We start from the raw sequence: 22617 nt of genomic DNA, 5'->3' as shown, positions 1-22617 counted from the left end.
AAAACATAAGAACAACAAGTTCCTTTTCCTCTCCTTCTATTCTCTCTAATACAGAAACGCTGGATTAAATTATTGGAAAGATTTTACCACGTAAGACATTGGAAGGTAATCACCAATGTTTTCTTGGTTCTTACGTTTAGAGACTTTCTGCATTACAGAAAAGAACAGAATTTTTAGATATATTGGTAATAATTTTTGATAAATTGTTTAAATGACTTACAATGAAATGACGATTATGATTTTATACGGTTTTTATGAACTTTAAAAAATAGTCAAAAAAATTGCAGGAGTGAGATGTTTGGAGGAAGTCTAGTAGCTATTGTAACACCCATGAAAAAGGACGGAGCAATTGATTATAAAAGTTTTGAAAATTTGGTCGATTGGCACCTAGAAAACAGTACCGACGGATTGGTTGTTTTGGGTTCAACAGGTGAAGCTCCAACGATTACTTTTCCGGAACGAACTAAAATCCTTCGAAAGATAATTGACCAAGTTAATAAAAAAATACCAGTTCTTGTAGGCACTGGATCTAATTCAACCTCTCATACTATTGATCTTACTCAACACGCAATGGAATCTGGAGCTAGTGCTGCACTAATAGTTACTCCTTACTACAATAAACCTTCCCAAGAAGGGTTGTTTCAACATTTTAAGGCAATATCAGAAGCTGTACCTACTTTCGCCCAAGTACTTTATAACATACCGTCTCGAACTGCTTGTGATCTTCTGCCTCAAACGGTGCTGCGTTTAGAAAAATGTTGTCCCAATATAGTAGGTATTAAAGAAGCAACAGGAGATGTCAAACGAGTGAAACAATTACTACAAGGTACTAATCGATTGGATTTGTTTAGTGGAGACGATGATACAGCGGTAGATTTTATATTGTCGGGTGGTAAAGGTGCCATTTCTGTAATGGCAAACATTTTCCCGAAACAATGGCACAATTTATGTACGCTGGCGGCTTCCGGAAAGACCAAATTTACAAAAAAATGCAGTGAGAACTTACTGCCCCTACGTAAGTTGCTGTTTATCGAATCAAATCCCATACCCGTTAAATGGGTACTAGCCCAAACGGGGGTAATCCCCGAAGGTATTCGTTTGCCACTGACTTCTTTTAGTGAAAGATACCATAATGAAATGAGAGAGGCAATGAAACGAGCGGGTATCAAAAGATTAATAGATTGAAAAATACTCAAATGGTTTGTTCTATAACTCTGGTATTTGTAATGTGGATTTTTCTGTAGGAAATTTTAAAGTATTGGCGCAAATGTTCCAATACAGGATGTCTGTCGTATAAAACTATAAGAGGAGGGAAAAATATATGGAATTGGCTAGAAAAAGACTGCTTTGCAGGGGAAAATCTAAATCTGTGTATGAAACAGACGATCCAAAATTTCTAATTATAGAATTTCGAGACGATATAACGGCATTCAATGGAGAGAAACGTGAAAAATTATCCAAAAAGGGGATAGTAAACAACAAAATCAATGCGCATATTATGCAGATTCTGAAAGATTCTGGAATTCCTGTCCATTTCAAAAGACTAATTTCATCTAATAAATCAATTGTGTATCGACTTAAGATGATTCCCATAGAATGTGTTGTACGAAATATCTCTTTCGGAAGTTTGTGTCTCCGTTTGGGTATCAAAAGTAACTTACGATTAAATCCGATTTTGTATGAAATGTTTTTAAAAAACGACAGACTACACGATCCAATGATCAGTGAGAATCATGCTGTAAGTTTTGGATGGGCAACTCAGTTGCAATTGAGTTGTATGAAAACATTTTCCTTAAAGATCAATGAGATACTATCCACTCGATTATCAGATATTGGTTTGATTTTAGTGGACGCAAAATACGAATTCGGTATTAGAAATAACGAGATATGTCTTGGTGACGAAATTAGTCCTGATTCTTGTCGTATTTGGGATGCTAAAACCGAGAAACCTTTAGACAAAGATCGCTTTCGTAAGGATTTAGGTCAGATTGTTGAATCTTATGAAGAGATTGCTTATCGTTTGAAAGTTCCGCCAATCTGATCTTCGTTTATTTTTTGATTGGTAATTTTTGGAAAATTCGCAAAGAAGATTATTATGCAGAGAGTAAAATTTTCGGATTGATTTTCGTTTTACAGTATGGTTAGTTCTCTACGAAGAGAATTAGGGAGAGGTACCGAAGTGGATATACCGGCGCCGACTCGAAATCGGATGAGACCTTTAACTCGGTCTACGCGGGTTCGAATCCCGCCCTCTCCGTCCCGGATTTCTTATTGTTAAGGTGTTAAATGGGTACTGATTAAAAAAGTTCTGTGACAAACCACTCCTATAAATGCAATCCTCTTTATATGCACCTTTCGTATTGTTTTCTCCTAGAAAACGCGAAGATTAGAAAGAGACCTTCTGTATTGATTTTGTAGAAGTTCTCAGTTAGTCTCCGTGGAATACTTATGTAAAATAGTGGTTGTAAAAATATTGGGAGGCTCTGCGTGAAAACGTATCGGTGTATTCAAATTCCAAAAAGGGGAGAGAAAATCTCTGTCGACGACAAGGGTCTCTTGTACGTACCAGACCAGCCTATAATCCCATACATAGAAGGAGATGGAATTGGTGTAGATATCACACCAGTTATGAGAAGAGTTGTAGATGCAGCGGTAGAGAAAGCCTATAAGGGAAATCGTAGACTCGCATGGATGGAAATTTACGCGGGTGAAAAGGCTCGCAAGATATACGGAAAAGCAGTTTGGTTGCCCGACACAGTTTTAGAAGCAATTCAAAAGTACCGAGTAGCTATTAAAGGTCCTCTCACTACACCGGTTGGTATCGGAATACGCTCAATAAATGTGGCAATTCGCCAAAATTTAGGTCTTTATGCTTGTCTTCGTCCTGTACGTTATTTCAAAGGCGTGCCCAGTCCAGTGGTCAACCCAGAAAAAGTGGATATGGTTATTTTTAGAGAAAATTTAGAAGATGTGTATTCGGGTATCGAATGGAAAGCAGGAAGTCCAGAAGCTATTAAGCTTATCAATTTCCTACAAAAAGAAATGGGCGTAAAAAACATTCGCTCACTAAAAGTGGGAATCGGCATTAAGCCTGTTTCTCAGGAAGGAACAATTCGTATTGTTCGTCGGGCGATTCAATATGCCGTGGACAATGATCGCGACTCTGTAACACTTGTGCATAAGGGAAATATTATGAAATTTACGGAAGGAGCTTTTAGAGCTTGGGGATACGAAGTAGCTATTAAAGAGTTCGGTGCAAAGCCACTGGATGGGGGCCCTTGGTACTCTTTTAAAAATCCAAAATCTGGAAAAACCTTAATCGTTAAGGATTCGATCGCTGACGCGTTTCTGCAACAAGTTATTTTGCGACCAGATGAGTACAGTGTTATCGCCACACTAAATTTGAATGGAGATTACATTTCGGATGTTTTAGCTGCAGAAGTTGGTGGAATTGGTATCGCCCCCGGTGCAAACTTAAGCGACAGTATTGGTTTATTTGAAGCAACTCATGGAACAGCACCTAAATATGCTGGAAAAAATAAAGTTAATCCAAGCTCTTTGATTTTATCGGCAGAAATGATGTTACGCTATTTGAATTGGACGGAAGCAGCGGAGTTGATTATCAAAGGAATTAAAGGAGCCATTGCGAATAGAATGGTGACCCATGACTTCGCCCGTTTAATGGACGATGTTGTAGAGGTAAGTACTTCTCAATTTGGGGAATCCGTTATTAGTCATATGTAATGTGTAATGTATATGTAATGCAATTGTAGTTATCTTATTAATTTATTTTAATTTATTAATCACGCAAACTAACAATCACATAAGATAAATTGGTCGTTACGAACGAAAACAGAATCTATTTTTCAAGAATTTATTCTTCATTCTTATTCTTCATTCTTCCGATAGGCTGCTGATAGGGCAGAGAAGATCTTCTGCCGGCTTCGCGATACACGATTCGACCTCGGTCGAGATCGTAAGGAGTTAATTCTACGACTACCTCGTCTCCTGTTAAAATACGAATGTAGTGTTTCCGCATACGTCCCGAAATATGCGCTGTAATGATATGGCCATTTTCGAGTTTAACTCGGAAAGTTGTATTAGGTAGCGCATCGACCACTATTCCTTTTATCTCGATAGATTGTTCTTTTGACATGGTATTTTTCTTAAATAAAAGAACTCAATATGCCTGAAACAATTTTTTTAATCAAGAATTAAGGAAGGAATGATGAAATAACCAACTAATTGCCACTGGTACTTTAATAATACAAGAAATCTTCAATTATGATCTAAATTAGAAATATGGTTCAAATTAAAGTACAGAAGAAAGAAAGAGAATAAGAGAATATAAAAAATTCTCAAGGTCTAGTATAAATTGTCCAGATAACGCTCGGCGTCTAAAGCAGCCATACAACCCATACCGGAAGCGGTAACAGCTTGCCGATACGTATCGTCGGTTACGTCGCCTGCAGCGAATACACCAAGAATATTGGTTAAAGTTGTTCTACCTTTTTCCAATTCTGTTTTAGTATACAGATATCCAAATTTGTTCATATCCAATTGCCCCTCAAAAATTTTTGTATTAGGATCATGTCCAATCGCTATGAATAGTCCATCTATAAAAAGCTTTCGAATGTTTTTATCCGTAGTACTTTTGAGATAGATTCCGGTGATGTTTTTATCGCTTCCGAAAATTTTATCGACCACATGGTTCCATTCAATAGATACTTTACCTTGTTCCACTTGTTTCATTAATCGCACGGTAAGCATCTTTTCGGCACGAAGTTTGTCGCGCCGATGAATTAGCACTACGCGAGACACAATACGAGAAAGATAAAGAGCTTCTTCTACAGCTGTATTTCCTCCACCTACCACAGCTACTGTCTTTCCCCGATAAAAAAATCCATCGCAGGTAGCGCATGTTGAAATTCCTTTTCCTAAATAAAACTCCTCTAGAGGCAATCCTAGACTTCGAGCGGAAGATCCTGTAGCAACGATCAATGCATTGCATGTATAAACGTCATCATTATTGCTCCCGATAAGAAGAAAGGGGCGCTGTCTTAAATCGGCTTTACGAATATGATCGAAAATACTCTTTGTACCAACACGTTCTGCGTGCTTCTGCATCTTCATCATAAGTTTCGGACCTTGTAATCCCGATTCTTCTCCTGGCCAATTGTCTACATTCGTTGTATTCATCAATTGTCCTCCTTGTGTAGTTCCAGTAATCATGACAGGATTTAGATTGGCACGAGCTGCATATATGGCTGCGGTACAACCAGCTGGACCCGAACCTAGAATAATAAGATCGTGGTGTTTTTTCTTATTCATAACGTCACAATCGAAACCATTTGCTAACGAACAGAACTCCATTCTATCATATTGATTGCACCTATCCAGTGCTTACGCTAATTAGAATCAGAAAATTTTCTTTGCAACACAAAGGAAAAAACGAAAGGACAAAGATGCGCAAACAATTCAATAACAGAGCAAGAAATCGTACAGAGAGAAATCTGCGGTATCGTATATGTGAAGGATTCCTCATTTTGACGCTTGCTTTTTCTATTTTCCTTTTTCTTTCTCTCTTAAGTCATCATGCATCGGACTTTAGTTTTTTGCACGACATAACAAATAGACGAATAAAAAATATTACAGGAAAAATAGGAGCACGTCTTTCTAATTTTTTTTTGCATACGACGGGATATCTGGCCTATCTTTTTCCTCCAGTAATTTCTTTTTTTGGATGGATTCTCTTCAAAAATCGACATCTAGGACGGTTTAGTTCTTTTATAATATGGTCTTTGTATTTTTCAGGTTTTTTGTTGGTGTTACTATCCAGCTCTGCACTAGCCTTCGTGTATTTTCCTTATCTATCTCCTCGTCTTTCCTTTGATTCGGGAGGAGTACTTGGCACTATCTTAGCAAAGACTTTACTGTCTGTTTGCAATAAGACAGGTACTTCATTAATTTTGATTTCTTCCTTCATGACTGGAATTACTTTTTTTACTGGATTATCTTGGTTTCGATCTTTAGAAACTCTATGTAAAAGTTTGATGGTAATGCTAACGCGAATGAAGTCACAGATAATTCCGTATAGGAGTTTTCTTCCTAAAAAATTATTTGGAAACAGAAGAGATAAAAAGGAAACGATCATTTCAGAATCCCAACAACATAAGGGGGGGTCATCGTATAATAGATCATCAAAAACCATTGTACATCATCGCTTCGCGCTAGCAGAATACAAAACGTCTTATTTCAAGAATTCTTTGATCATTCCGGATCCTTCTTTGCTGGATAAACCCGATGGAACTCATAATACTTTTTGTTCCACAGAAGAATTGCAAAAAAAATCTACAGAATTGGAATTGTGTCTATCAGATTTTGGGGTACAATCTCGAGTAGTGGTCACACAATCTGGTCCTGTGATAACTCGTTTTGAATTGGCACTGTCCACCGGAACAAAAGTAAGTCGAATAGTAAATTTAGAGAAAGATTTGGCTCGCTCTTTGTCAGTAGCTAATGTTCGAATAGTAGAAATTATTCCAGGAAAATCAGTTATCGGTATTGAAATTCCTAATAAAATCCGAAAGAAAGTCACTCTATATGAAGTGTTGTCCACTGATCAATATCGAAATGCACAATCTAGTTTAACACTGGCATTGGGACAAGATATTACCGGACGTCCGGTCATCGTTGATCTAGGAAACATGCCTCATTTGTTAGTAGCTGGTACAACTGGTTCTGGAAAATCAATCAATCTAAACGTCATGTTACTAAGTTTGCTCTACAAATCTACTCCAGAACAGATAAAATTGATTCTTATCGATCCAAAAATGATAGAATTTTCTGTTTATGAAGGCATACCACATCTACTTAGTGCTGTAGTAACCGATGTGAAAGAAGCCGCTTCGGCATTACAGTGGTGTATTTCCGAAATGGAGCGACGTTATCATCTTATGGCCTTATTTGGAGTACGCAATGTCTCCAGCTACAATGCCAAAATACAAAAAAAAGTTGACGAAACCAAAACGTTTTCTCACAGTTTTAGGCGATCGAATAATCCGATTGAATTTCAAGGATTGCCTCAAATTGTAGTAATGGCAGATGAATTTTCCGATATAATGGTAGCGACTGACAAAAAAATTGAAGCTCTCGTCGTTCGTCTAGCGCAAAAATCTCGCGCGGCGGGTATTCATTTGGTTTTTGCAACCCAGAGACCCTCAGTGGATATTATCACTGGATCGATCAAAGCCAATATTCCTGCTCGCATTGCTTTCCAAGTTTCTTCAAAAATAGATTCGCGTACTATATTGGATCGACAAGGTGCAGAACAATTATTGGGTTGTGGGGATTTTCTTTACCTAGCATCAGGTTCTGGAATTCCAATGCGTATACACGGATCTTATGTTGGAGACGAAGAAGTACGTCGCACGGTAGAGTACTGGAAAAAATTAAAGTGAAATCTAATACGTATTACATATAAGAAATATTTCAACAGGGCAGCAGATAGTTGCAAGTAAGCACATCGCTAAATTCATATCTTCAGTTGTGGACGATTCTACGATTCTATAATTGGGAGAGAATTTACCATTTTCATCTTTATCTTTTGGTATTATCCTCGTATGCTATAAAGTATAGGTAAGCTGCATTTTATATATTTTTGTACGAAATGAAAAGAAACCTCCTGTGCTAAACCCTAAACTGTTACGACAAAATTTAGACGAAGTGGCGCGAAAGTTACACCTTCGTGGTTTTCGATTCGATAAAGGGATTTTTTTGGAACTCGAAAAGAAGAGAAAATTCTATCAAACAACAACTCAACTACTACAAACCCAAAGCAATCAGTTGTCACAATCAATTAAAATGACCAAATTAAGAAATGAGGACATTACCCCTTTAATATTGGATATGTCTTATTTAAAAGATCAGTTAAATCGATATGAAAATTCGCTGAATGTCATCCGGAAAGAATTGTCGCATTTCCAATTGTCGCTTCCAAATTTACCTCATGATTCTGTCCCAGAGGGAAAGAATGGATATGAAAATCGAGAAATTCGTAAATGGGGGAAGCCGTCTTCCTTCAATTTCACCCCTAAAGATCATACCGATTTGGGTAGAGGGCAATTAGATTTTGAAGCCGCTACCAAATTGTCAGGAACTCGATTTGTTGTGTTGTATGGTGAATTAGCTCGTATGCAAAGAGCTCTAGAGCAATTTATGCTAGATTTGCATATCGAAAATCACGGATACCAAGAGGTATATGTTCCCTATCTAGTCCATGAGGAGTGTTTGTACGGCACGGGACAGCTTCCTAAATTTCGGAAAGATCAGTTTAGAATTTCGGAAGGAACATCGGATTTTTTCTTGATTCCAACAGCAGAAGTTCCTTTAGTCAATTTGGCACGAGATAAGATTTTTAAAAGTGAGCAGTTGCCCAAAAAGTGGGTGGCTCAAACTCCGTGTTTTCGAAGTGAGGCGGGTTCTTATGGAAGGGATGTTCGCGGAATGATGCGCCAGCATCAATTTCAAAAAGTAGAACTCATTCAGTTGGTGCATCCAGAAAGCTCATATCGGGCCTTAGAAGAATTGACCAAACAAGCTGAAAAAGTATTGCAATTCTTAAATCTTCCTTATCGAGTGGTAGAGCTTTGCACTGGTAATTTAGGATTTGCTTCCGCTAAGACTTACGATTTAGAAGTGTGGTTACCAGCTCAACGAAGATATCGAGAAATTTCGTCTTGCAGTAATTGCGAAGACTTTCAAGCTCGTCGAATACAAGCACGTTGGAGAAATACTAAAGCAAAAAAACCCACATTTCTTCATACACTCAATGGTTCTGGTCTTGCTGTAGGTCGTACTCTGATTGCTGTTATGGAAAATTATCAGCAATCAGATGGAAGAATTCGTGTCCCAGAAGTATTAAAATCCTATATGGGCGGTATGAACTATTTGTCGATTTCCGCCTAAATTTATAATTATTGAGAAAATACACTGCTTAATGCGTTTTGTTGAAACAATACGGAGTTTATATCTTAGATTTAAATTGCGCTCAAACGGATTCCAAAGTTTCTGTTTTCTTCCATATTTACGATTTACACCAAGATTTGTCTTGCGTGCCCTCGGAGAGATGGCAGAGTGGTTATTGCGGCGGTCTTGAAAACCGTTGAGGAAAAATTTCCTTCCAGGGTTCGAATCCCTGTCTCTCCGTTCAGATTCTGTCAAACTTTTATAAGCTCCCCTATAAAATCTATTTATGTTTTTCTTTCTGTGGATTCGTTTGTTTATATTCAAGGTTGTTGTTTCGAATGAGACAAGTGTGTAGAGTAGAAAATTCCCTTTGTTGTTAAATTATTATGAATATCGCAATTTTTCTTACCTTAGTTCGACTATCTTCTATTCCTATTTTCGGTCTTTTTTACTATTTGCCTTCTCGATGGGCTCATCCCACCGCTGCTATCGTTTTTGTGTTTGCGGGAATAACAGATTGGTTGGATGGATACATAGCTCGCAGTCTTTCGCAAACGACAGATTTAGGCGCGTTCTTAGATCCCGTAGTCGACAAATTGCTTGTAGGGGCAGCTTTGGTTTTAGTAATAGGCGAATGCTATACAAATTATCTATCAATTCCCGGAGCTATTATAATTTGTCGAGAAATAATTATTTCTGCTCTACGAGAATGGATGGCAGAATTGGGGAAACGCGCTAGCATGACCGTAACCTTTCTATCGAAGATCAAAACCACTTTTCAAATGGTAGCTTTGATTCTGTTAATTTGGTATGCGCCCAAAACATCATCTTGGATATTAGTAACCGGAGTGGTCTTATTGTGGATTACCGCTCTTTTGACAATCTGGACGATGGTTATTTATCTAAAAATAACATGGCGAGACTTGACAACTTTTTACGAAAGATAATAATAGCCATATGTGTTTAATCGCTGATGAAGAATTTTTGGGTAAGCGGGGATAGCTCAGTTGGTAGAGCACAACCTTGCCAAGGTTGGGGTCGCGAGTTCGAGTCTCGTTTCCCGCTCTGGGAACACTTCGGGATTTAGATTTTTGATATTATTTTTCTTGTTGTTTTTCCAAATTTATCCATCTGGACTGTATTTCTCTTACTGTCTTAGGCAATACAATTTTATGCATATAAAAGCATATTGGGTATTTCTCCCTTTTCTTTTCTCTTCCTTTATCTTTCTCTATAATGTTATCCTCAGTCGAGGATGTATTCTCAAATCCCCCACAAGACGAAACAATGTAAGTTTTCGATCGAGACCACAACACACTCGAGGTTATCTCTCGATTGTCGGAACAGAGAATGAAATTTTAGAAGCAGATGTATTTAATACAAATTGGCTGGGTGGCAGAATGGTCATGTAACGGCCTGCAAAGCCGTCTATGCCGGTTCGAATCCGGCCCCAGCCTTCTTTGAAAAAGAGTTTTCATCCTTTAGGAACAAATAGTAACAAGAATTCAGTTTTTTCAAAAAAGCCCGGGTGGCGGAATAGGTAGACGCAAGGGACTTAAAATCCCTCGGGAAAAACAAACCCATGCCGGTTCGAATCCGGCCCAGGGCATTCTGTCTTCTTTTGTCTTTTGTTGTAAGAACGCATTTCAATCGCGCCGCAAACAAAAAACTAACGAATCGAGTTTACCACATTAAGATATACCAATAAGATATACCAATATACCAAACGGTGGATATCGCCTTCTATAAAAAATCGATATTCAGACAAAAGTCGAAAAAATTATAAGACAAATTACGATGAACGAGCGCAGACCCGTTTTATCGCGTCGATAGTGATGTTTCTCAATTTTTCTATTAAGAACAGATCGATATTAAGTGGTGGTGTCCAATAAATTGTATTTCCCAAAGGACGCAGTAGAGCACCAAGTTTTACAGATTCTTTACAGATTTCGTATCCCAATCGGGGGTGAACGGGATTCTGGTGTAAATCAGCTGCAACTACAGCACCAATGCTTCGAATGTTCGACAGTTGTCCTGTGCGTTCGGCGACAATATTCATATTTTTACGCAGAACCTTTTCCAATACAGAGACTCTCTCGCAAAGGTTTTCTTTACGAAAAATTCGTAACGTAGCAAGCGCAACGCTGGCTCCTAAGGCGTTCCCTGAATAGGTATGAGAATGAAGGAAAGCCTTATTAGTTTCATAGACGTCGTAAAAATAATTGAATATTTCCTCGCTAGTTAGAACTACACTAAAAGGCAACCAACCCGAAGTAAGACCTTTAGAAAGACAAACAAAATCAGGAATAATCTTAGCGTGCTCACAAGCCAGCATTTTCCCTGTTCTTCCTATACCCGTCATTACTTCATCTGCGATCAAATGAACATTATGGGTTTTAGCCCATTTTGACAATCGAGATAAGAAATCTTGACTATAAATTTTCATACCAGCGGCTCCTTGGACAATAGGTTCTAATATGACAGCTGTAGCAAGTTCTGTATATGGTTCGAGTGCACGTTCGACAACTGTCCACTGATAGGAACAATTATTCCAATGAACATCACTAGTACTGGAAACATAAGGGATTTCGCTAATAAAAAAAGGTTCAAACAACATCGTTGTATATGGGGATCGGTAGAGCCCAAGATCGCTCACGCTAAGAGCACCCACAGTTTCTCCGTGATAACCGTTTCTCAAAGCAATAAATTTTGTTCGTTTTTTATTACCAGTGATGATTCTTGAATGCAGACTCATCTTCATTGCAATTTCAATAGCGCAGGAACCATCTCCTGCATAAAATACCTTATTTAAGGCAGGCATCAATTCGGTCAAGCGACAAGCAAGCTCGACAATAACTTTATGGGTTGTATTGACGGAAATAACATGCTCGAATTTTTTTAATTGCTTTTTCAAAGCTTTTTTTAATGCGGGATGATTGTGCCCCAATGATTTACACCACCAACTAGAAATGGCGTCAATTAGTTTCTTTCCGTTCTGCAATTTAATGAAACTACCAGAAGCGCTTTTAATTACTAGTGGTTTAAATTCCTCATAATCTTTCATCTGCGAACAAGGATGCCAAATGTACTTAAGATCCAAAAATTCAATAGATTTCATCGCGTTACTCTTTAATTTTGATTGACTGATCGAAAAGTCTATTATAGACTCTTCTCCCTCATCTACAAAGAGGGTTTTTTTGATGCAAGAAAATACTTGGAATCATCCGTCCGTTTTTCGTTTGTTTGAGTTACCGTTTTTCGAATTGCTTTTCAAAGCCTACAGTGTACATCGGGCGCATTTTGATGTTACAGAAATGGAATTTTGTACGCTATCAAGTATAAAAACTGGAGCTTGTCCAGAAGATTGTTCTTATTGCACCCAAAGTGGTCATTACAAGACCGGTCTTGAACGAGAGAAATTGGTGGACATTGATACGGTTGTCCAGCAGGCTAAGATTGCTAAAAAGAACGGTTCTAAGCGTTTTTGCATGGGCGCAGCGTGGAGAAATCCACCCAAACAGCAGCTTTCACAAGTTCTTGAAATGATTAAGGCGGTCAAAGCGCTGGGACTAGAAACCTGCGTAACTCTAGGAATGCTTGACGCACAGCAAGCTTGTGAACTGAAGCAAGCAGGATTAGATTTCTATAACCACAATCTGGACACTTCTCCTGATTTTTATCAGAAGATTGTCACTACTCGATCTTATCAAGACCGTATTGATACTTTAAGAAATGTGAGAAATGCTGGAATTAATGTTTGTTGTGGTGGGATTTTGGGAATGGGGGAATCTCGAGAAGACCGGATTGGATTATTATTACAACTCAGTCAGCTTCCTGAAGCTCCGGCAAGTATTCCAATTAATCAACTTATTCCTATGAAAGGTACACCTTTAGAAAATACGAAACCTTTGGATCCTTTTGAGTTCGTAAAGACTGTTGCAGTGGCCAGGATTATGTTTCCAAAATCAGTAGTTCGTTTGTCTGCAGGGCGTGAGGAAATGACTGACGAATTGCAAGCGTGGTGTTTTATGGCAGGCGCCAATTCGATCTTTTGCGGAGATAAATTGTTAACAGCAAAAAATCCTGAGCAGAGTCGAGATTTCAGTTTATTAAACCGATTGGGTCTGAAAACTCCTCTCTCTATGTCGATTAGTTAGAAGTGAAAAGATTGTACTTTTGTTGTTATGCTGATTGCCGACATTAAGAGCAAGTTGAGTCGGTACGAGCAGAGTTCTCTTTTGAGGGAGCGTCTCGTTGTCGAAAAAAAGAAAAGTAGAAATCGTGTTATAGTCAACGGACTTTCTTGTATTAGTTTTTGTAGTAATGATTATTTGGGTTTGACCGATCATCCTGCAATAAAAGAGGCTTTTATCCAAGGAATTCGTGCTTATGGAGTGGGTAGTGGTTCTTCGGCTTTGGTGTCCGGATATTTTAAACCCCAAAAACGTCTAGAAGAAAAGTTCTCCGAATTTTTGCTCAGGGATCAATCAATTTTTTTTAATTCAGGATATGCAGCGAATCTGGGCGTTATTACTTCGTTAAATAGTCGTAAAAATACTGTCCTTTCGGATAAATTTTGTCATATCTCATTGCTTGAAGCTGTTCGATTATCCAGAGCTCGACATTACCGATTCAAACACAATAATTTAGAACATTTCAAATACCTATTGTGTTTAAGAAAACCCAATATGGTGATTACAGAAGGTATCTTTAGTATGGAAGGTGATTCTTCGCCACTATCAGATATTAATCATTGTATTTCTGGAAAAGATATTGCGTTAGTAGTAGATGATGCCCATGGCATTGGGATTTTAGGAAAAAATGGAGGTGGGAGCTGTGAAAAGTGGGGATTAACCCAATTAGAAGTTCCATGTTTAATTCTTCCCTTAGGAAAAGCTTTTGGTTGTACTGGTGCTGTTGTTTCAGGTAAAGAAGATTTTATGAAGGCTATTTTGCAATTTGCGAACAGCTACCGAACTACTACCGCTTTACCACCAGCTGTTTGTGTAGCAATCTTAAAATCCATAGATATCATTCGTACAGAAAGTTGGCGGAGAAAACGACTTGCTGAACTTATTCATTTTTTCACCGAAGAAACAAAAAATACAGGTTTATCACTAATATCTTACGATGAGACTCCTATCAGATGTTTTCTAGTTGCGAACAACAAGAAAATACGGTGGATTCAAGAGAGGATGTTGAAAAAAGGTTTTTTCATTTCTTGTATCCGTCCACCGAGTGTTCCAGATGGAAAAGCCAGAATTCGCATTTCACTTAATTGTTTCCATACCGAAAAACAAATTATCCAGCTTCTCGATCATCTTTCTTATTTTTTATGTTGATCAAACCTCCAATGGCTTTTATATCAGGATGGGGATTTAAGTCTTCCCTTTTAAAAGGAAGTATTTTGTATTTGAGAGAATTTCTGTTAATTGATTTACCTGATATCAAGAAATTAACCTTAGACAAAGCTACACGCAACGTATCCCACTTAATTCCTAACAACACAACAGTAATAGGATGGTCTCTAGGAGGTGTAATTGGAATCTTATTAGCTGCCTACTTTCCAAAGAAAGTGAAAAAATTGGTTTTGCTGTCCAGTTCCCCTTGTTTTACTCAAAAACAAGGATGGAAGGGAATTTCTTCGACAGAAATTAGGAAATTCGTTGATTTAGCTGAGAATGATTTCGTCAGTTTGTTCAACTATTTTCTCGCTCTGGTTAACTATCCTAATAAGAAAATTTATTACAAACGTTTGTTAATTGACAATTCTTTAAATTTTTTAGAACATCGAGATTTGCTATTTAGATATCTAAAAATTTTGTTCAGATCCGATATTAGAGAAGCCTATAGTAAGATTCAGATTCCTGTCTTTCATGTTTTTGGAAACCAGGATCCTATTGTAGGATTGAACCTCAAAAAAATTCGCGATTTGAATCCCCGAGTTGTAGTACACATCGTTCCAAAATCTGGACATCTATCTTTTTTAACCCACGAAAAAAGCTACTACAACCGATTAGTAGAGTTTATTAGTTATGCTTAATAAGAAAATTCGTATACAACGTTGTTTTAATAAAGCATCTAAGACTTACGATAATTATGGCCATATGCCAATAAGAATTTGTAAAGAATTGTTAAGTCGGTTGAAAACGCTAGAAAAGGAATCAGCATTTGATCATGAGACTATTGTCGATTTTGCTTGCGGAACAGGAATTAGTACTCGAGAAATCAATTCAACATTTTCTTATAAGAATCTGTACGCAATTGACTTTTGTGACAGTCTTTTAGACGAAGCTAGAAAAAAAGTAAAAAACTCCAATGTTATGTTTATTCTAGCTGATTTTGATGATTTTTTATTTTCTGAAAATTCAATTCACTTTATTTTTTGCAATATGGGGCTACAGTGGTCTTTAAATTTAAAAAATACTTTCGCGATTTTTTTCCATCAATTGATTCGTTCAGGCATAATGGCTTTTTCGATTCCTTTGGAAGGAACATTTAATGAACTAGGTGAAAAATCTCGAAACCGCTTTTATCAGACCGATACTATCGTCAACTTATTGACAACGAGCGGATTCTCAATACTCTCTTGTCAAGAGAGGAGTTTTTCCGATACTTTCGATACCATACAGGAAGCCCTGCGTTCCATAAAATACATTGGAGCAAATTGTCTAATTCAGAGAAGAAAATTTGGTTTATCGAAAAAGCCAATACTGCAATCGTCATGTGCGGATAAGAAATCAATTGCATTAACTTATCACATTGGGTTTTTCGTTTGCAAAAAGATTTAGGGAAAAGACAACGCGATATGACTATAAAAATTTTTATAACCGGAACAGATACTGGTGTTGGGAAAACTTATATAAGCACTGCGTTTTTACGAAAATTTAACGGTATGGGATTTTCTACTTTCGGAATGAAACCTGTTGCTTCAGGATGTCTTCAGATTCACAAAACATTTCGTAACGAAGACGCTCTCGCTCTGCAAAAAGTCTCTTCAATTAAAAAACGATACGAATTCGTAAACCACATCGCCTTAAAAAACCCAATTGCACCAAATATTGCCGCTCAATCAGAACATTTGCTTTTATCAGTTACCGTACTGATGGAAAAAATAAATAAATCTCTTAAAATCGCTAGTGACGTTTTTATAATCGAAGGAATAGGCGGTTGGTTTGTTCCTTTAAATGAAATTGAAACGATCGCCGATCTTGTGGAATCACTAAATATTCCGGTCGTTTTAGTAGTGGGGATTAAATTAGGTTGTCTAAATCACACCATTCTAACAAGATATGCAATAAATCAGAAAAAAATTCCTCTTTTAGGATGGATAGCAAACTGCATAGAACCGAAAACAAGAGAAATTGACGAAAATATCAACACTTTAAAAAAGTGGATAGAAGAGCCGTGTATAGGAATTGTGCAATACGGAGAAGACCCGTTACACCATCTTGGTCTCCAACCAATACTTGATTTTTTTAAAAATCAATCGTTATAGTTCGAGATATAAGTTTAGGGAGTCCAGAAGATCAATGCAGAAATATGTCGTTTGTTTAATGGGTCCAACAGCTAGCGGTAAGACTCGGTTGTCTATTTTATTAGCGCAGTCGTATCCTTTTGAAATCGTTAGTGTGGATTCGGCAATGGTATATCGTGGTTTTGATATTGGAACTTCAAAACCCGCTATTTGGGAATTGCAGACTATACCGCATCATTTAATCGATATTTGTACTCCCGAAATGCCTTATTCTGTTGGTCAATTTTACAAAGATGCTCTAAAGAAGATTGCATTGATCCACACAAAAGACCGAATTCCTCTATTGGTGGGAGGAACTATGTTGTACTTTTACGCCTTACAACACAGATTTTCTGGTTTGCCCATCGCTCACTACGAAATCAGAAAAAAAATTCTTCGAGAAGCAAAAGAAATAGGATGGACAGCATTGCACAAGAAATTGAAAGTCGTAGACCCGCGCTCTGCGGTAAAAATTAACCAGAACGATACCCAACGTATTCAAAGAGCGCTAGAAGTGTTTGAAGCAACAGGACAACCTTTGTCAAACTGTCAAAACTTAAACCGTTTAAATAGTTCTTACGAATTCATTAACATCATTATAAGTCCTGCCAATCGTGAAGATTTATATCGAAATATCGAAAAACGTTTTGACCAAATGCTACAAAATGGATTTTTAGACGAAGTCAAGAAACTGTATCAGAAAAATTCAAATTTTGTAAATCTCAATTTACCGGCGTTTCGTACGGTGGGTTATCGACAAGTATGGCCTTACTTAATAGGACGTTGCAATTATGCAACAATGCGATATAGAGCGATTTTCGCTACTCGTCACTTGGCTAAAAAACAGATAACTTGGCTCAAACGATGGTCCCGGGCAAAACGGTTTGATAGCAATATAGAGCAAACAGAACAACTGGCTGCACATACCATTCATTATCTAAGAAGCTACAACTTAACAAATTTTATTCGATAAAAAGAATCGAGATTCGAATTCTCTTTTCACTAGTCTTTCGGATTCTACTCTCCGTATTAAGGTACCACGAACTACATACACAACCTACTGGAAAATCTAAGATCGCTCACGAAAATTTTTTAAATTTGTCTTTCGTTATTATAATACCACCTTGACAACTTTGGAGATTGTTCTCCCTAGTCTAGGCAAGCGGCAATTATTTTGTGGGCAAGAATCTTTGCTATTCCAGAAAAACTCTTTGTTCAAATATAAAATATAAAGAGAAACTATTTTGAGGTAACAATGGAAGAAAAACAAAGAATTTACAGAGTTATTTTTAGTCAAGACGAAAAAGTTTACGAGATGTACGCCAAATATATTTCGGAAGAAAGCCTAACAGGATTTATTGAAATGGAGAAGTTAATTTTCAACGATGATATCTCGGTAATTGTTAATTCTTCCGAAGAGAAATTGAAGATTGAATTTCAAGGAGTAAAGAGAACTTACATTCCGATGCACATGATTTTACGAATTGACGAAATGGAAAAGAAGGGATCCGCTAAGATTAAAGGTCTCGTAAAAAAGGAAAATGTGCATCATTTTCCGAAAGTATTTAGCAATCCAATGAAGGAATAATTTCCACTATAATGAATAAGAAATCAATACGAAAGAATTACAGTATCTGATAGTTAAAACTAAGTCTTATGACAATAATCGAAATTTGCCAGGAAAATCGAAATTTGGTACTTTTTAAAAAAAGTATTAAGAAATAACGGATTTGGGAATTTCTCTATTTTCTTATAACAACAGTATTATAAAGTTGGAAGTTGTCATGATTGGGAAAAGTGAAAAGTTTTGTCGCCATTTAAAAAAATTCCTTTTTGGTGCTGTTCTTATCTCCAGTACTGCTATCTTAACGGGATGTTGTACAACGAAAACAGGGATTTTTAATCCCAAAGGGATTATTACTTACGAAGAAAAAAAACTATTTCTTAATGCTCTTGTCTTGATGTCAATTGTAGTAGTACCGGTTTTTGTCATGAGTTTTGCCTTTATTGTTCGCTATTGTCGTACCGAAACGGAAAAACATTATAAAAGGACTAGTGGTAGTGAACAAGGAAATTGTAAAGATCTGAATTACCAACCAAATTGGAACTATAGCCCCCTTCTGGAGGGGGTTGTATGGAGTGTACCAATGGCTATTATTTCTGTTCTAGGAATAATGGTGTGGACTACGAGTCATAAACTGGATCCTTATCGCCCCTTAGCAGGAACAGGGACAGGAAAATCAATGATAGTACAAGCAATAGCTCTGCCTTGGAAATGGCTTTTTATTTATCCAAAACAAAAGATCGCTACGCTTAATTACTTAGAAATTGCTGAAGGACAACCAGTAAAACTTACACTTACCAGTGACAATGTTCCGATGAGTGCTTTCTTTATCCCTCAGCTAGGAAGTCAAATATACACCATGGCTGGTATGCAAACAAAATTGCATTTGGTTGCTACAAAGTCAGGTACTTATGAAGGATTCGACAGCCAATACAACGGGAATGGATTTTCGGATATGCATTTTGCCGTGCGAGTGGTAAACTCAAATGAGTTTCAGAGTTGGTGTGATAAAGTTAGACGATCCAGAGAGAAATTGACATTCCCTGTATACCAGAATCTGATTCGTCCCTCTATCAAAGTATCTGTACATTGTTATTCTTCAGTAGTGCCAAATTTGTTTTCACAGGTACTTACAAAGTATTTGCAAACAAAAGGAAATTCAACTTACAGATAGCGTATAGTTTAATTGGAGTGCAAATTCGGTGACGTTGAGAGAACTTTTTTTAGGTAAATTAACACTTAGTTCCATCCCGATTCATACCCCTATAATAGCGGGGGCTATCATTTTTATGATTACAGTGTTTTTCGGAACTGTAGTGCTGATTACCGTCACTAAAAAGTGGTCTTATATCTGGAACGAATGGATAATTTCTGTAGATCATAAAAAAATTGGCATTATGTATGCGCTTTTAGCAGGGGTTATGCTACTGCGGGGTTTCTCAGATGTTGTGTTAATGCGCTCACAACAAGCTATTGCAGCAGGGAAAAACATGGGTTTCCTTTCTCCTGACCACTACGGCCAAATTTTTACAGCCCATGGGGTCATTATGATTTTCTTTGTAGCTATGCCATTGGTATTTAGTTTGGCCAATATTGTCTTGCCTTTACAAATCGGTGCTAGAGATGTCGCCTTTCCCTATCTCAATTCTTTCAGTTTTTGGATGACTTTTGTTGGAGCGATGTTGTGTAATGTCTCTCTTGTTGTAGGTGATTTTGCCGCAACAGGTTGGTTAGCCTATCCTCCTCTTTCTGAATTGTATTATAGTCCTACAGTGGGAGTGGATTATTTTATCTGGTCTTTACAAATCTCTGGAATAGGAAGTCTTTTAGGAGGTATCAATTTCATTGCCACTGTACTTAAGATGCGTGCTCCGGGTATGGATTTTATGAAAATGCCCATTTTTGTCTGGACAACATTCAGCTCAATGATTTTAGTTGCGCTTGCTTTTCCTATCTTAACAGCCAGCCTGGCTCTATTGACACTAGATCGATTGCTAGGGATGCATTTTTTTAGTCAATATTCTGGTGGTAATGCGATGTTGTATATCAATTTAATTTGGGCTTGGGGGCATCCAGAGGTTTATATTTTAGTTTTACCCGCTTTTGGTGTGTTTTCAGAAGTTGTGTCTACGTTCAGTCAGAAAAGGTTGTTTGGTTACGCGACAATGGTATACGCTACTCTTATAATCACCTTTCTATCGTTTGTTGTTTGGGCACATCATTTCTTTACTATGGGCAGTGGGGGAGATGTAAACGCTGTTTTTGGCATTGCAACCATGATCATCGCTGTACCCACTGGGGTAAAAATTTTTAATTGGTTGTTTACTATGTATAGAGGAAAAATCGTCATGTGCACTCCTATATTGTGGGTATTTGCCTTCTTCTTCACTTTTTCTATAGGAGGAGTTGCGGGTGTACTAATGGCTGTGCCTCCTATAGATTTTCAGGTACACAACAGTCTATTTTTGGTGGCGCATTTTCACACTGTGATTATTGGAGGTGTGCTTTTTGGATTTTTCTCGGGATTTATTTACTGGTTTCCAAAAGCTTTTGGTTTTCGTCTCGACGAACGATTAGGTAGATGGTCTTTTATTTTTTGGGTATTGGGTTTTTACATTGCATTTATGCCCCTGTATCTCTTGGGTTTAATGGGGGTAATGCGAAGAACCTATCATTATACAGATACCACTCTACAACCTTATTTTATCGTTGCAGCCGTTGGAGCCGCTCTGATTATGGTTGGCATCTTTCTACAAATCACTCAGATTGTTGTCAGTATAAAAAATCGTCATCAATTACGTGATAATACTGGAGATCCTTGGAATGGTCGAACTTTAGAATGGTCAATAGCTTCACCTGCGCCTTTCTACAATTTTGCTTTTATTCCACAAGTAGAAGAAAGAGAACAATTTTGGATCAGTAAACAAAGAGCGAAAAAAGAAAATCGTTCCTGGCGAATTAATCCTGAAGATATTCGATATACAGACATTTGTATGCCAAAAAATACTCCTGTTGGCTTTTTCATTGCTATATTTTCCGGAATTTTCGGATTTTCTATTGTTTGGCACATGTGGATCCCTGCCACAACCGGACTGATTGGTGTAGTTGCAACAATAGTTTTTCGAACTTTTAGTAAAAATATTTACTACCATGTTGAATCTGAAATAGTGAAAAAAATCGAATTGCGTCACTACAGAGAGACATTGTGTTGACTGTGTACGATCATCACCAAAATTCGGATGAAATCGATATTTTCGGTTTCTGGCTCTACATTATGACCGATTGTATCTTATTCGCATCGTTGTTTTCTGTTTTTTTAGTATTACATTATCCAAGAACAATAGGACCTGCATTGAGTCCGTTAATTAATTTATCTTGCATTTTAATTGAGACTTTCTTTTTATTGTTGAGTAATTTTACCTATTTCCTGGCTACACTTGAAATTGGTACAAACAGAATGACTACAGCTATATTTTGGCTAGCAATTACCTTTATATTGGGTATTGGATTTGTTTTTATGGAATTGAGAGAATTTATCTATCTTCATTCTAAAGGTTATTTCTGGAATGTAAGTGGTTCTGCTTCTGCCTTTTTTACTCTTGTAGGAACCCATGGCGTCCACGTAATTGTCGGTTTATTATGGATACTAATCATGATCATTCAATTGCCAATTCTTAAGATTAATCAAGATACGAAAAGACGAATAGTTTATCTTGGTTTATTTTGGAATTTCCTAGATATTGTTTGGATTTTTCTCTTCACAACCGTCTATTTAATGGAGGTGATTATGTGAACGAAATATCTCTCAAAAAAAGATTCGTCAATAAAAATAATGGAAAAAAATTAAATGTTTATGTTCTAGGTATGGTTTTCTGTATCTTTTTCACCTTAATTTCATTTACAACAGTGATGTATGGATTGTTTTCTAAAGAGGTAGCGTTGAGTATTATCTTCGCATCCGCTCTTGTCCAATTCGCAGTCCAAGTTGTATTCTTTCTACAAATGAGTATAAAAGACGAACAAAATAAGATGAATTTGATATCTTTCATATTTACTATAGTGGTATCGGTCGTATTGATTGTAGGTTCTTTATGGATTTTATGGAGTTTGCACTATCGAATGGTGTATTAAAAACCGGATAATTCGATTTTCAATGCGCCTCTATTCGTACTAAAAATTTTGTAAATTGGTACTGATTCGCTTCATGTAAAGCATTAATAAATGGTCTGGTTGTAATCAGAGTACTCAGTTTACATCACGGCTGTAGTTTACCTTACTAGATCTCGCGCCCGTAGCTCAGTTTGGATAGAGTACCTGGCTACGAACCAGGAAGTCGAGGGTTCGAATCCCTCCGGGCGCGCTGTTTTCGCTTTATCTAATTGCAGCGAAAATCCGGAGTATATACGGATTGAAATGAACAAAAATTATCTACACAGGCGCAACACTTATTGCATGTGATATTTATGTCCTTTTTTAGAATTATATCGTATAATGCCAACTTGGCAGGGCCGAGCTAGATTCGTTTGGGCTTCTCTCCGTGTGACGTTCCTAACATTCTTGCAAAAGCGTT

Annotated in this window: 20 protein-coding genes, 6 tRNA genes and 2 pseudogenes; 24 read left to right on the top strand and 4 right to left on the bottom strand. The window is 37.3% G+C overall.

The features are described 5' to 3' along the window. The first annotated feature begins 294 nt into the window (after positions 1-294). From dapA to icd, 4 genes are all read left to right on the top strand, one after another. Positions 295-1185 (top strand): 4-hydroxy-tetrahydrodipicolinate synthase, encoded by an 891-nt coding sequence (gene dapA, locus EGQ50_RS02580; RefSeq protein WP_159748272.1) that lies wholly within the window; start codon positions 295-297, stop codon positions 1183-1185. A gap of 136 nt (positions 1186-1321) precedes the next feature. Next, positions 1322-2041: a phosphoribosylaminoimidazolesuccinocarboxamide synthase gene (gene purC, locus EGQ50_RS02575; protein WP_159748270.1), complete on the top strand. Its 720-nt coding sequence runs from the start codon at positions 1322-1324 to the stop codon at positions 2039-2041. A gap of 124 nt (positions 2042-2165) precedes the next feature. After that, a tRNA-Ser gene (locus tag EGQ50_RS02570) sits at positions 2166-2257 on the top strand. A 215-nt stretch (positions 2258-2472) separates the two neighbouring features. After that, positions 2473-3744 (top strand): NADP-dependent isocitrate dehydrogenase, encoded by a 1272-nt coding sequence (icd, locus tag EGQ50_RS02565; RefSeq protein WP_159748519.1) that lies wholly within the window; start codon positions 2473-2475, stop codon positions 3742-3744. A gap of 130 nt (positions 3745-3874) precedes the next feature. On the opposite strand, the gene infA is transcribed toward icd, so the two are convergent. Together infA and trxB are read right to left on the bottom strand one after the other, a co-directional pair. Continuing rightward, positions 3875-4156 carry a translation initiation factor IF-1 gene (gene infA / locus EGQ50_RS02560; protein WP_159748268.1) on the bottom strand — a complete coding sequence of 94 codons (282 nt, stop codon included), beginning with the start codon at positions 4154-4156 and terminating at the stop codon, positions 3875-3877. A 209-nt stretch (positions 4157-4365) separates the two neighbouring features. After that, positions 4366-5331 (bottom strand): thioredoxin-disulfide reductase, encoded by a 966-nt coding sequence (gene trxB, locus EGQ50_RS02555; RefSeq protein ID WP_159748266.1) that lies wholly within the window; start codon positions 5329-5331, stop codon positions 4366-4368. A gap of 134 nt (positions 5332-5465) precedes the next feature. Here trxB and EGQ50_RS02960 point away from each other — a divergent pair. After that, a pseudogene (locus tag EGQ50_RS02960) lies at positions 5466-5978 on the top strand (DNA translocase FtsK 4TM domain-containing protein); the annotation flags it as partial. On the opposite strand, the gene EGQ50_RS02925 reads toward EGQ50_RS02960, so the two are convergent. Next, on the bottom strand, positions 5867-6211 hold the full coding sequence (locus EGQ50_RS02925; RefSeq protein ID WP_246168946.1) for a hypothetical protein: 345 nt from the start codon (positions 6209-6211) through the stop codon (positions 5867-5869). The pseudogene EGQ50_RS02960 and the gene EGQ50_RS02925 sit on opposite strands and share 112 nt — an antisense overlap. A 61-nt stretch (positions 6212-6272) precedes the next feature. On the opposite strand from EGQ50_RS02925, the pseudogene EGQ50_RS02550 reads away from it, so the two are divergent. The 7 genes and pseudogenes from EGQ50_RS02550 to EGQ50_RS02520 form a co-directional block, all read left to right on the top strand. After that, positions 6273-7448: pseudogene (locus EGQ50_RS02550) on the top strand (DNA translocase FtsK); the annotation flags it as partial. Between the two features lie 238 nt (positions 7449-7686). Then, positions 7687-8967, top strand: coding sequence for a serine--tRNA ligase (serS, locus tag EGQ50_RS02545; RefSeq protein WP_159748262.1), 1281 nt, complete (start codon positions 7687-7689; stop codon positions 8965-8967). Between the two features lie 154 nt (positions 8968-9121). Next, positions 9122-9207, top strand: a tRNA-Ser gene (locus EGQ50_RS02540). A gap of 146 nt (positions 9208-9353) precedes the next feature. After that, on the top strand, positions 9354-9914 hold the full coding sequence (pgsA, locus tag EGQ50_RS02535) for a CDP-diacylglycerol--glycerol-3-phosphate 3-phosphatidyltransferase (protein WP_159748260.1): 561 nt from the start codon (positions 9354-9356) through the stop codon (positions 9912-9914). Positions 9915-9959: 45 nt separating this feature from the next. Next, positions 9960-10032 (top strand) — tRNA-Gly (locus EGQ50_RS02530). 321 nt (positions 10033-10353) lie between these two features. After that, positions 10354-10424 (top strand) — tRNA-Cys (locus EGQ50_RS02525). A gap of 65 nt (positions 10425-10489) precedes the next feature. Beyond that, positions 10490-10576 (top strand) — tRNA-Leu (locus EGQ50_RS02520). A 183-nt stretch (positions 10577-10759) separates the two neighbouring features. Here the strand turns inward: EGQ50_RS02520 and bioA are convergent. Further along, on the bottom strand, positions 10760-12085 hold the full coding sequence (bioA, locus tag EGQ50_RS02515) for an adenosylmethionine--8-amino-7-oxononanoate transaminase (protein WP_159748258.1): 1326 nt from the start codon (positions 12083-12085) through the stop codon (positions 10760-10762). An 82-nt stretch (positions 12086-12167) separates the two neighbouring features. Here bioA and bioB point away from each other — a divergent pair, with 82 nt between their 5' ends. The 12 genes from bioB to EGQ50_RS02455 all read left to right on the top strand — a co-directional run bounded on the left by bioB (position 12168) and on the right by EGQ50_RS02455 (position 22407). After that, positions 12168-13124: a biotin synthase BioB gene (gene bioB, locus EGQ50_RS02510; protein WP_159748256.1), complete on the top strand. Its 957-nt coding sequence runs from the start codon at positions 12168-12170 to the stop codon at positions 13122-13124. 27 nt (positions 13125-13151) lie between these two features. After that, complete coding sequence (locus tag EGQ50_RS02505; RefSeq protein WP_159748254.1) at positions 13152-14309, top strand: aminotransferase class I/II-fold pyridoxal phosphate-dependent enzyme; 1158 nt, start codon at positions 13152-13154, stop codon at positions 14307-14309. An 11-nt stretch (positions 14310-14320) separates the two neighbouring features. Then, the gene (locus tag EGQ50_RS02500; RefSeq protein WP_218939756.1) at positions 14321-15010 is read left to right on the top strand and encodes an alpha/beta fold hydrolase; all 690 of its coding nucleotides are present in this window, start codon (positions 14321-14323) and stop codon (positions 15008-15010) included. Further along, complete coding sequence (locus EGQ50_RS02495) at positions 15003-15758, top strand: methyltransferase domain-containing protein (RefSeq protein WP_159748250.1); 756 nt, start codon at positions 15003-15005, stop codon at positions 15756-15758. Before EGQ50_RS02500 ends, EGQ50_RS02495 begins: the two co-directional genes overlap by 8 nt. Beyond that, positions 15743-16465: a dethiobiotin synthase gene (gene bioD / locus EGQ50_RS02490; protein ID WP_218939755.1), complete on the top strand. Its 723-nt coding sequence runs from the start codon at positions 15743-15745 to the stop codon at positions 16463-16465. The genes EGQ50_RS02495 and bioD overlap by 16 nt, the downstream gene beginning before the upstream one ends. A gap of 34 nt (positions 16466-16499) precedes the next feature. Beyond that, positions 16500-17456 carry a tRNA (adenosine(37)-N6)-dimethylallyltransferase MiaA gene (miaA, locus tag EGQ50_RS02485; protein WP_159748246.1) on the top strand — a complete coding sequence of 319 codons (957 nt, stop codon included), beginning with the start codon at positions 16500-16502 and terminating at the stop codon, positions 17454-17456. A 282-nt stretch (positions 17457-17738) separates the two neighbouring features. After that, positions 17739-18071, top strand: coding sequence for a DUF1820 family protein (locus EGQ50_RS02480; protein ID WP_159748244.1), 333 nt, complete (start codon positions 17739-17741; stop codon positions 18069-18071). Positions 18072-18267: 196 nt separating this feature from the next. Further along, complete coding sequence (locus EGQ50_RS02475) at positions 18268-19221, top strand: COX aromatic rich motif-containing protein (protein ID WP_159748242.1); 954 nt, start codon at positions 18268-18270, stop codon at positions 19219-19221. Between the two features lie 34 nt (positions 19222-19255). Next, positions 19256-21259: a cytochrome o ubiquinol oxidase subunit I gene (cyoB, locus tag EGQ50_RS02470; protein ID WP_159748515.1), complete on the top strand. Its 2004-nt coding sequence runs from the start codon at positions 19256-19258 to the stop codon at positions 21257-21259. Continuing rightward, on the top strand, positions 21253-21840 hold the full coding sequence (locus tag EGQ50_RS02465; protein ID WP_246168945.1) for a cytochrome c oxidase subunit 3: 588 nt from the start codon (positions 21253-21255) through the stop codon (positions 21838-21840). The genes cyoB and EGQ50_RS02465 overlap by 7 nt, the downstream gene beginning before the upstream one ends. After that, positions 21837-22178, top strand: coding sequence for a cytochrome o ubiquinol oxidase subunit IV (gene cyoD, locus EGQ50_RS02460; protein ID WP_246168943.1), 342 nt, complete (start codon positions 21837-21839; stop codon positions 22176-22178). The genes EGQ50_RS02465 and cyoD overlap by 4 nt, the downstream gene beginning before the upstream one ends. Before the next feature lie 154 nt (positions 22179-22332). Next, positions 22333-22407: transfer RNA gene (locus EGQ50_RS02455), tRNA-Arg, on the top strand. Positions 22408-22617 lie beyond the last annotated feature (210 nt).

It is taken from the genome of Coxiella endosymbiont of Amblyomma sculptum, from assembly GCF_009883795.1.
Lineage (GTDB): Bacteria > Pseudomonadota > Gammaproteobacteria > Coxiellales > Coxiellaceae > Coxiella.
This window is presented reverse-complemented; position numbering and strand designations above follow the sequence as displayed.

Excerpts from the sequence above, each read along its gene's own strand:
- dapA (WP_159748272.1), top strand. The coding sequence starts at position 295 with ATGTTTGGAGGAAGTCTAGTAGCTATTGTAACACCCATGAAAAAGGAC.
- purC (WP_159748270.1), top strand. The coding sequence starts at position 1,322 with ATGGAATTGGCTAGAAAAAGACTGCTTTGCAGGGGAAAATCTAAATCT.
- infA (WP_159748268.1), bottom strand. The coding sequence starts at position 4,156 with ATGTCAAAAGAACAATCTATCGAGATAAAAGGAATAGTGGTCGATGCG.
- trxB (WP_159748266.1), bottom strand. The coding sequence starts at position 5,331 with ATGAATAAGAAAAAACACCACGATCTTATTATTCTAGGTTCGGGTCCA.
- EGQ50_RS02925 (WP_246168946.1), bottom strand. The coding sequence starts at position 6,211 with ATGGTTTTTGATGATCTATTATACGATGACCCCCCCTTATGTTGTTGG.
- pgsA (WP_159748260.1), top strand. The coding sequence starts at position 9,354 with ATGAATATCGCAATTTTTCTTACCTTAGTTCGACTATCTTCTATTCCT.
- bioA (WP_159748258.1), bottom strand. The coding sequence starts at position 12,085 with ATGAAATCTATTGAATTTTTGGATCTTAAGTACATTTGGCATCCTTGT.
- bioB (WP_159748256.1), top strand. The coding sequence starts at position 12,168 with ATGCAAGAAAATACTTGGAATCATCCGTCCGTTTTTCGTTTGTTTGAG.
- EGQ50_RS02505 (WP_159748254.1), top strand. The coding sequence starts at position 13,152 with ATGCTGATTGCCGACATTAAGAGCAAGTTGAGTCGGTACGAGCAGAGT.
- EGQ50_RS02500 (WP_218939756.1), top strand. The coding sequence starts at position 14,321 with ATGGCTTTTATATCAGGATGGGGATTTAAGTCTTCCCTTTTAAAAGGA.
- EGQ50_RS02495 (WP_159748250.1), top strand. The coding sequence starts at position 15,003 with ATGCTTAATAAGAAAATTCGTATACAACGTTGTTTTAATAAAGCATCT.
- miaA (WP_159748246.1), top strand. The coding sequence starts at position 16,500 with ATGCAGAAATATGTCGTTTGTTTAATGGGTCCAACAGCTAGCGGTAAG.
- EGQ50_RS02480 (WP_159748244.1), top strand. The coding sequence starts at position 17,739 with ATGGAAGAAAAACAAAGAATTTACAGAGTTATTTTTAGTCAAGACGAA.
- EGQ50_RS02475 (WP_159748242.1), top strand. The coding sequence starts at position 18,268 with ATGATTGGGAAAAGTGAAAAGTTTTGTCGCCATTTAAAAAAATTCCTT.